At 69.9% G+C, this 8622-nt stretch carries 7 protein-coding genes; all 7 read left to right on the forward strand.

Going from position 1 to position 8622, the window contains the following annotated elements; genetic code table 11:
- The first annotated feature begins 46 nt into the window (after window positions 1-46).
- The gene (locus ACWD10_RS34430) at window positions 47-1201 is read left to right on the forward strand and encodes a mandelate racemase/muconate lactonizing enzyme family protein (protein ID WP_451097616.1); all 1155 of its coding nucleotides are present in this window, start codon (window positions 47-49) and stop codon (window positions 1199-1201) included.
- Window positions 1198-2247 (forward strand): zinc-dependent alcohol dehydrogenase, encoded by a 1050-nt coding sequence (locus ACWD10_RS34435; protein ID WP_451097617.1) that lies wholly within the window; start codon window positions 1198-1200, stop codon window positions 2245-2247. The genes ACWD10_RS34430 and ACWD10_RS34435 overlap by 4 nt, the downstream gene beginning before the upstream one ends.
- A gap of 115 nt (window positions 2248-2362) precedes the next feature.
- The gene (locus tag ACWD10_RS34440; RefSeq protein ID WP_451097618.1) at window positions 2363-3331 is read left to right on the forward strand and encodes a hypothetical protein; all 969 of its coding nucleotides are present in this window, start codon (window positions 2363-2365) and stop codon (window positions 3329-3331) included.
- A 1-nt stretch (window position 3332) separates the two neighbouring features.
- Entirely contained in the window at window positions 3333-4448 is a 1116-nt protein-coding gene (gene chvE, locus ACWD10_RS34445; protein ID WP_451097619.1) for a multiple monosaccharide ABC transporter substrate-binding protein, read from the forward strand.
- Between the two features lie 47 nt (window positions 4449-4495).
- Window positions 4496-6031, forward strand: a complete 1536-nt coding sequence (mmsA, locus tag ACWD10_RS34450) for a multiple monosaccharide ABC transporter ATP-binding protein (protein ID WP_451097625.1) — start codon at window positions 4496-4498, stop codon at window positions 6029-6031.
- 8 nt (window positions 6032-6039) lie between these two features.
- A complete protein-coding gene (mmsB, locus tag ACWD10_RS34455) occupies window positions 6040-7338 on the forward strand; it encodes a multiple monosaccharide ABC transporter permease (protein ID WP_451097620.1) in 1299 nt (432 codons plus the stop codon).
- 28 nt (window positions 7339-7366) lie between these two features.
- Window positions 7367-8521 (forward strand): aldose epimerase family protein, encoded by a 1155-nt coding sequence (locus tag ACWD10_RS34460; protein WP_451097621.1) that lies wholly within the window; start codon window positions 7367-7369, stop codon window positions 8519-8521.
- Window positions 8522-8622 lie beyond the last annotated feature (101 nt).

Below are 8622 nucleotides of genomic sequence, written 5' to 3' on the forward strand. Positions count from 1 at the left end.
ATCTCGAACGGCTGACGAAATATCGAACAGCAAGGGGTCAACTGCCGTGCGCATCACGGGAATCAGCACACACGTCGTCGGAACCCCCTGGCGGAACCTCACGTACGTGCTCGTCCACACCGACGAGGGTCTCACGGGGGTCGGCGAAACCAGGATGCTCGGGCACACCGACGCCCTGCTCGGCTATCTGCACGAGGCGGAGGCCAACCACATCACCGGCTCCGACCCGTTCGCCGTGGAGGACCTCGTACGCCGGATGAAGTACGGCGACTACGGGCGGGCCGGGGAGATCGTGATGTCCGGCATCGCCTGCGTCGAAATGGCCTGTTGGGACATCAAGGGCAAGGCCCTCGGCGTTCCGGTGTGGCAGCTGCTCGGCGGCAAGGTGACCGACCGGGTCAAGGCGTACGCGAACGGCTGGTACACCACCGAGCGCACCCCGGAGGCGTACCACGAGGCGGCCCAGGAGGTCGTCGCGCGCGGCTACCGCGCCCTGAAGATCGACCCGTTCGGGACCGGCCACTTCGAGCTGGACGCCGAGCAGACCCGGTACTCCATCTCCCTGATCGAGGCGGTACGGGACGCCATCGGGCCGGACACGGAGCTGATGCTGGAGATGCACGGCCGGTTCAGCCCGGCCACGGCGGTGCGGCTCGCCCGCGAACTCGCGCCCTTCAACCCGGCGTGGCTGGAGGAGCCGGTGCCGCCGGAGAACCTCAAGGCCCTGGCGAAGGTGGCCGAAAAGGTGGACCTGCCGGTCGCGACCGGTGAACGGATCCACGACCGGATCGAGTTCCGGGAGCTCTTCGAGTCGCAGGCCGCCGACATCATCCAGCCGGACCTCGGCCACATCGGCGGCATCCTGGAGACCCGTAAGCTCGCGGCGACCGCCGAGACCCACTACATGCTGGTGGCCCCGCACAACGTCGGTGGCTCGGTCCTCACCGCGGCCTCGCTGCAACTCGCCGCCTGCACCCCGAACTTCAAGATCCTCGAGCACTTCAACGACTTCGCGGACGCCGAGATCAAGAAGGTCGTACGCGGCGCCCCGCAGGTCGACCCGGAGACCGGCTGCTTCACGGTCTCGCACGAGCCGGGCCTCGGCGTCGAGCTCGATGTCGACGCGGCCGCCGAATTCCCGCAGCAGCAGGCCCGGTTCGACCTGTGGGCCGACGGCTGGGAGCAGAGGAAGCCGAAGTGAGCACCTCCCCCGGAACGGCCCGGACGGGCCGTGCGGTCGTCATCGAACGGCCCGGTGAACACCACCTCGTGACCGGCCCGGTGCCCGAGCCGGGCCCCGGCGAGGTGCGGGTGCGGGTCGCCGCCGCCGGGATCTGCATGAGCGACCGCGAGGTGTACGACGGCCACCGCGACGCCGCCTACGTCCGCTACCCGGTGATCCCCGGGCACGAGTGGTCCGGCACCGTCGAGGCGGTCGGGGACGGTGTGGACGCCGCGCTCGTCGGCCGGGCCACGGTCGCCGAGGGCTTCCGGTCCTGCGGGGTGTGCGAGCGCTGCCGGCACGGTGAGACCAGCCTGTGCACCGGTGGGTACGCCGAGACCGGGTTCACCGAGCCGGGCGCCTTCGCGGACCACGTGGTGGTGCCCGCCCGCCTGTTGCACCCGCTGCCGGACGGCGCCGACCTGCGCGCCGCCGCGCTGCTCGAACCGGCCGCCGTGGTCGCCGCCGCGGTACGGGCCGGACGCCCGGCGCCCGGCGAGCGGGTCGCCGTGGTCGGCGCGGGCACCCTCGGGCTGCTCGCGGTGCAGCTGCTCGCGGCCTCCTCACCCGGCGAGCTGACCGTGATCGACCCGCGAGCCGCGCGCGGGCAGCAGGCGGTCGGCTTCGGCGCCAGCGAGGCCCGTACGCCCGACGAGGCCGATTCCCCGGACGGACGCTTGCACGGCCGCTTCGACCTGGTCGTGGAGACCGCCGGGGCGCCGTCCACCGCCGCCGACTCCTGTCTGCTCGCCCGCCGGGGCGGCCGCGTGGTGCTCACCGGGATGTTCACGCCCGGCGCCCAGGGCATCGACCCGGTGCATCTGTCGCTGAGCCAGCTGGAGGTGCGCAGCGTCTTCGGCGCCCCGTCGTCCGCCTGGTGCGACGCGGTGCGGGCGTTCGGCACCGGGGTGCTCGACCCGGCGCCGCTGATCACCCACGAGTTCCCGCTCGAGCGCTTCGGCGACGCCGTCGCCCTGGTGGGCAGCGGCGATCCGTCGGCCGGGAAGGTGCTGCTCCGTCCCTGAAGCCGTACGCCGGTACGGACGCTCCTGACGCTCCGTACCGGCGTACACCCCAAGTCCAGGCCGCCGCGTATGGCTTGAACCGAACCGCATCCGAAATACCGAACATTGGAGTACCGTGCCTGAGCCCTCCGGCCCGCGTCGGCCCGGCGCCGCCGCCCTCGATCGCATCGGCCGTCCCGCGCCCCCTCTCGACCCCGCGGACACGTCGCCGCACACCTTCCCCGACGGCGGTACCTGGCGTACCGAGATCCCCTCCGTGGAGGGCCCGGAGGCGCTCGCCACGGTGCTCAAGGAGAGCTCGCGGCTCGATGTGCCGATCCACCGGATCAGCCAGGGCAGCGGCGTATGGATGCTCACCGACGCCGAGATCACCGAGATGGTGGAGTCCTGCGCCGAGCGCGACATTGAACTGTGCCTGTTCACCGGGCCGCGGGGCACCTGGGACACCGGCGCCGCGACCCGTACCGACTCGGGCGGCGCGGGCCTGCGCGCCCGCGGCCACGACGCGCTCGCCGGATGCGTCGAAGACGCCCTGCGCGCCACCGAGTTGGGCGTGACCTGCCTGCTCGTCGCGGACGAGGGCGTGCTGTGGACGCTGCACAAGATGCGCGCCCAGGGCCTGCTTCCGGCCACCACGACGTTCAAGGTGTCGGCGCTCATCGGGCCCGTGAACCCGGCCGCGTTCGAGGTCTACGAGCGGCTCGGCGCGGACTCCCTGAACGTGCCCTCCGACCTCACGCTCGACCACTTCACCGAGATACGGCGGGCCTCGCGCGCCCCCGTGGACCTGTACGTGGAGGCCCCGGACGACCTCGGCGGTTATGTCCGGATGTACGAGGCGGCGGAGCTGATCCGGCGCGGCGCCCCGCTCTACCTGAAGTTCGGCCTCAGTAAGTCGCCCGGCATCTACCCGTACGGCGCCCAGCTGCGCGAGACCGCCCTGGCCGGCGCCCGCGAGCGGGTGCGGCGCGGCCGGCTGGTGCTCGATCTGCTCGCCCGGCTCGGTTCCGATGGCGGCATGTCGCCGCTAGGCTCCCGCGACCCCGGCGCGCTGCGCCGCTTCCCCGTCCCGGAAGGAGACTGACATGCGCACCCGCACGCGCCGTGCCACCCTCGCCGCATCCGTCGCAGGGCTGCTCGCCCTGTCCCTGACGGCCTGCGGCCAGGAGGCCCTGGGCGGCAGCAGATACAAGCCCAAGGGGGACGACGAGGTCACCGTGGGCCTCGCGATGCCCACCAAGTCCTCGGAACGCTGGATCGCCGACGGCGAGAACATGGCGAAGCAGTTCCAGAAGGCCGGATACAAGACGGATCTCCAGTACGGGGACGACAAGGTCGAGAACCAGGTCGCCCAGATCGAGAGCATGATCACCAAGGGGGCCGGGCTGCTCGTCATCGCGGCGATCGACGGTTCCGCGCTCTCCGACGTCCTCAAGCAGGCCGACGAGGCGGGCATCCCCGTGATCTCGTACGACCGGCTCATCCTCGGCACCAAGAGCGTCGACTACTACGCGTCGTTCGACAACGAGCGGGTCGGGCGGCTCCAAGGCCAGTACATCGTCGACGCCCTGAAGCTCGGCAAGCCCGACAAGAACGGCAAGAGCTACACCATCGAGCTGTTCGCCGGGTCTCCGGACGACAACAACACCAAGTACTTCTGGAACGGCGCCCAGAAGGTGCTTCGCCCGTACATGGAGAGCGGGCAGCTGGTCGTCCGCAGCAAGCAGACCACCATGGCCAAGGCGGCCACGCTGCGCTGGTCCGGGGAGACCGCGCAGAAGCGGATGGACGACATCATCACCAAGAGCTACGGCCAGGAGCGTCTCGACGCGGTCCTGTCGCCGTACGACGGGATCTCCATCGGCATCATCTCGGCGCTCCAGAGCGCCGGTTACGGCACCAAGAGGCAGCCGCTTCCGGTGGTCACCGGGCAGGACGCGGAGCTGGCCTCGGTGAAGTCGATCATCCGGGGCGAGCAGACGCAGACCGTCTTCAAGGACACCCGCAAGCTCGCCAAGCAGGCCGTGCAGATGGGCGACGCAGCACTCACCGGCAAGAAGGTCGAGGTCAACAACACGACCGACTACAACAACGGCGTCAAGACCGTGCCGTCGTACCTCCTCGACCCGGTCAGCATCGACAAGAAGAACGCCCAACGTCTCGTGGACGAGGGGTACTTCACGGCGGGACAGCTCAAGTGAGCGCGGCACCGAGCGAGGCCGTGCGGGATGCCGCGCCCGTGCTGCACATGGCGGGCATCACCAAGACGTTCCCCGGCGTGAAGGCGCTCAGCGACGTCCATCTGACCGTGCGCGCGGGCGAGATCCACGCGATCTGCGGTGAGAACGGTGCGGGCAAGTCGACCCTGATGAAGGTCCTCAGCGGGGTGCATCCGCACGGGAGTTACGACGGCGAGATCCTCTTCGAGGGCGAGCCGGTGGCGTTCAAGGACATCCGGGCCAGCGAGCGCCACGGCATCGTCATCATCCACCAGGAACTCGCGCTCGTCCCCCATCTGTCGATCGCCGAGAACATCTTCCTCGGCAACGAGCAGCAGGGCCGCGGCTTCATCGACTGGAACGGCACCCTGCGCCGGGCCGCCGAGCTGCTCGCCCGGGTCGGGCTGCGCGAGAAGCCGCAGACGCCGGTCGGTGACCTCGGGGTCGGCAAACAGCAGTTGGTGGAGATCGCCAAGGCGCTGTCGAAGGAGGTGAAGCTGCTCATCCTCGACGAGCCGACCGCCGCGCTCAACGACGAGGACAGTGCGGGGCTCCTCGACCTCATCCTGGAGCTGCGCGCACAGGGAATCGCGTCCATCGTCATCTCGCACAAGCTGAACGAGATCCGGGCGATCGCCGACTCGGTGACGATCCTGCGCGACGGACAGACGATCGAGACGCTGGCGGTCCGTGAAGCCGCGGGCGCGGACCCGGAGTTGTCCGAGGACCGCATCATCCGCGGCATGGTCGGCCGCGACCTCGACCACCGCTACCCCGACCGCACCCACTACACGGGCGACGACGCGGGCGAGATCGCCCTGAGCATCAAGGGCTGGACGGTGCGGCACCCGGTCGACCAGCAGCGTACGGTCGTCGACGATGTGTCCCTGACGGTGCGGCGCGGCGAGATCGTCGGCGTCGCCGGGCTGATGGGCGCGGGCCGCACCGAGCTGGCCATGTCGGTCTTCGGCCGCTCGTACGGGAGTTATGTGTCCGGCACCGTGGAGGTGGCCGGGCGCGAGGCCCGTACCCGGACCGTCCCGGCGGCGGTCGAGGCCGGGCTCGCGTACGTCACCGAGGACCGCAAGCAGTACGGCCTGAATCTCATCGACACCATCAGCCGCAATATCTCCCTGGCGTCGCTGCCGGGCATGGTCCGCCGGGGCGCGGTCGACGAGCACCACGAGCGCTCCGTCGCCGAGCGGTACCGCGCGTCGATGAACATCAAGGCCCCCACGGTCTTCGAGCAGGTGGGCCGGCTCTCCGGCGGCAACCAGCAGAAGGTCGTGCTCAGCAAGTGGATCCACGCCGACCCCGAGGTCCTGATCCTCGACGAGCCGACCCGCGGCATCGACGTGGGCGCCAAGTACGAGATCTACACGGTCATCGATGAACTCGCCGCCCAGGGAAAGGCGGTGCTGCTCATCTCCTCCGAGCTGCCCGAGCTGCTCGGGATGTGCGACCGGATCTACACGATGGCCGAGGGCCGCCTGACCGGTGAGGTCGACCGCGCCGACGCCACCCAGGAAGTCCTGATGCGCCACATGACCATGAACAGAAGCTGAGGCCCGCCATGACCACCACGACCACCCCGCCCAAGGACGCGGCCGCCGCGCCCACACCCCCACCCTCGACCGGCACCCTGCTGCTCCAGAGCCTGCGCACGAACATGCGCCAGTACGGCATGCTCATGGCCCTCGCCCTGATCGTGCTGCTCTTCGGCTTCTGGACGGACGGCGCCCTGCTGCGCCCCGGCAACATCTCCAACCTGCTCCAGCAGAACGGCTACATCCTCATCCTGGCCATGGGCATGATGATCGTCATCATCGCGGGCCATATCGATCTGTCGGTCGGCTCGGTGGCGGCGTTCGTCGGCGCGATATCCGCGGTCCTGATGATCAAACAGGACCTGCCGTGGGGCGTGGCGCTCCTCATCGCCCTGGCGATCGGTGCGCTCGCGGGCGCCTGGCAGGGCTTCTTCATCGCGTATCTGGGAATCCCCTCATTCATCGTGACCTTGGCGGGCATGCTGCTGTTCCGCGGCCTGACGCAGATCACGCTCGGCGGCCAGTCCCTCTCCCCCTTCCCGGAGGGCTTCCAGAACCTCGCGAAGGGCGTGCTTCCGGAGGCGGGCCCGGCATGGAGCATTCCGCTCCCCTTCGAGCTGCACCTGAACCTCGGCTTCATCGAGCTGAAGACGGACGCGATCGGCCCGTACCACAACCCGACGCTGCTCATCGGCCTAGCCGTCATCGCTTTCCTTCTGATCCGTGAGGTCCGCGACCGCCGCCGCCAGCAGGCGTACGAGCTGGACGTGCTGCCCCGGAACATCTGGATCATGAAGTGTGTCGCCATCGTCGCGGCGGTGTTCGCCTTCACGCTGACGCTCGCGAGCTGGCACGGCATGCCGGTCATCATGCTGATCGTCTGCGGTCTGCTGCTCGCCCTCGGTTACGTCATGCGCAACGCGGTCGTCGGCCGCCATGTCTACGCGCTCGGCGGCAACAAGGCGGCGGCCAAGCTGTCCGGCGTCAAGGACAAGCGGGTCACGTTCCTGGTCTTCGTGAACATGGGCGTCCTCGCGGCCCTCGCGGGCTGTGTCTTCGCCGCCCGCCTCAACTCGGGCACCCCGCAGGCCGGTATCAACTTCGAGCTGGAGGCCATCGCGGCGGCGTTCATCGGCGGCGCCTCGATGAGCGGCGGCATCGGCACGGTCCTCGGCGCCATCATCGGCGGCCTGGTCCTCGGCGTGCTCAACAACGGCATGAACCTCGTGGGCGTCGGCACCGACTGGCAGCAGGTCATCAAGGGCCTGGTGCTGCTCGCCGCGGTCGGCGTGGACGTCTGGAACAAGCGCAAGGCCGGTTCGTAGACCCGTACTTACCACCCTGGAGTCACCCATGACGCTACACAGACGCACCGTCCTCGCCGCAGGGGCCGCGGGCCTGACAGCGGCGGCCGTCGGCACCGCCCACGCATCCGACGGCGCCGCCCGCCGCTCGCCGGTCAAGGAGCCGTTCGGCCGCCTCGCCGACGGCACCAAGGTGCACCGCTGGACGCTCGCCAACGGCGGCACCCGCATGAAGGTCCTGTCGTACGGCGGCATCGTCCAGTCCCTCGAAATACCCGACGCCCAGGGCACGTTGGCGAATGTCTCCCTCGGCTTCGACAGCCTGGAGGCGTACGTCGCCGACTCCCCGTACTTCGGCGCCCTCATCGGCCGCTACGGCAACCGCATCGCGAAGGGCCGCTTCACGCTCGACGGCACGGATCACCAGCTCTCGGTCAACGACGGCCCGAACAGTCTGCACGGCGGCGAGCGCGGCTTCGACAAGCGGGTGTGGGACATCGAACCGTTCACGCGCGGCACGGACGTGGGCCTCGTCCTGTCGTACGTCAGCGAGGACGGCGAGATGGGATACCCGGGCACGCTGCGCGCGACGGTGACGTACACCCTGACGGGCACCGGGGCGTGGCGCATCGACTACGAGGCGACGACGGACAAGGCCACGCCGGTCAACCTCACCAGCCACGTGTACTACAACCTGGCGGGTGAGGGCTCGGGCAGCATCTACGACCACGAACTGTCGCTGGCGGCGGGCCGGTTCACGCCGGTCGACAAGACCCTGATCCCGACCGGCGAGCTGGCCCCGGTGGCCGGGGGACCGTTCGACTTCCGCCGCGCCAAGCCGATCGGCGCCGACATCCGGGACGGCGGGGACCAGCTCTTGTACGGCCAGGGCTACGACCACAACTGGGCTCTGGACAAGGGGATCACGGCCCGTCCGGTGCCGGTGGCGACCCTGCGGGACCCGGGCTCGGGGCGCACGATGACGATCGCGACGACCGAGCCGGGAATGCAGTTCTACAGCGGCAACTTCCTGGACGGCACGCTGACGGGCACGTCGGGCCGCACGTACCGGCAGGGCGACGCGCTGTGCCTGGAGACCCAGCACTTTCCGGACTCGCCGAACCAGCCGGGGTTTCCGTCCACAGTGCTGCGGCCGGGGGCGACTTATCGGTCCACGACGGTCCATTCGTTCGGGGTGAGTTAGGAGTCTCTCCCCAGTCCCGCCCCTTCCCGAAAGCGGGGGGGGGGGGGGGGCGGGCCCCCCCCCCCCCCCCCCCCCCCACCCCCCCCCCCCCCGGAGGCCAG

It is taken from the genome of Streptomyces sp. NPDC002851, assembly GCF_053591935.1.

What these genes read in the sequence shown, in the direction of transcription:
- chvE (WP_451097619.1), top strand. Translation starts at nt 3,333, where the DNA reads ATGCGCACCCGCACGCGCCGTGCCACCCTCGCCGCATCCGTCGCAGGG.
- mmsA (WP_451097625.1), top strand. Translation starts at nt 4,496, where the DNA reads ATGGCGGGCATCACCAAGACGTTCCCCGGCGTGAAGGCGCTCAGCGAC.
- mmsB (WP_451097620.1), top strand. Translation starts at nt 6,040, where the DNA reads ATGACCACCACGACCACCCCGCCCAAGGACGCGGCCGCCGCGCCCACA.
- ACWD10_RS34460 (WP_451097621.1), top strand. Translation starts at nt 7,367, where the DNA reads ATGACGCTACACAGACGCACCGTCCTCGCCGCAGGGGCCGCGGGCCTG.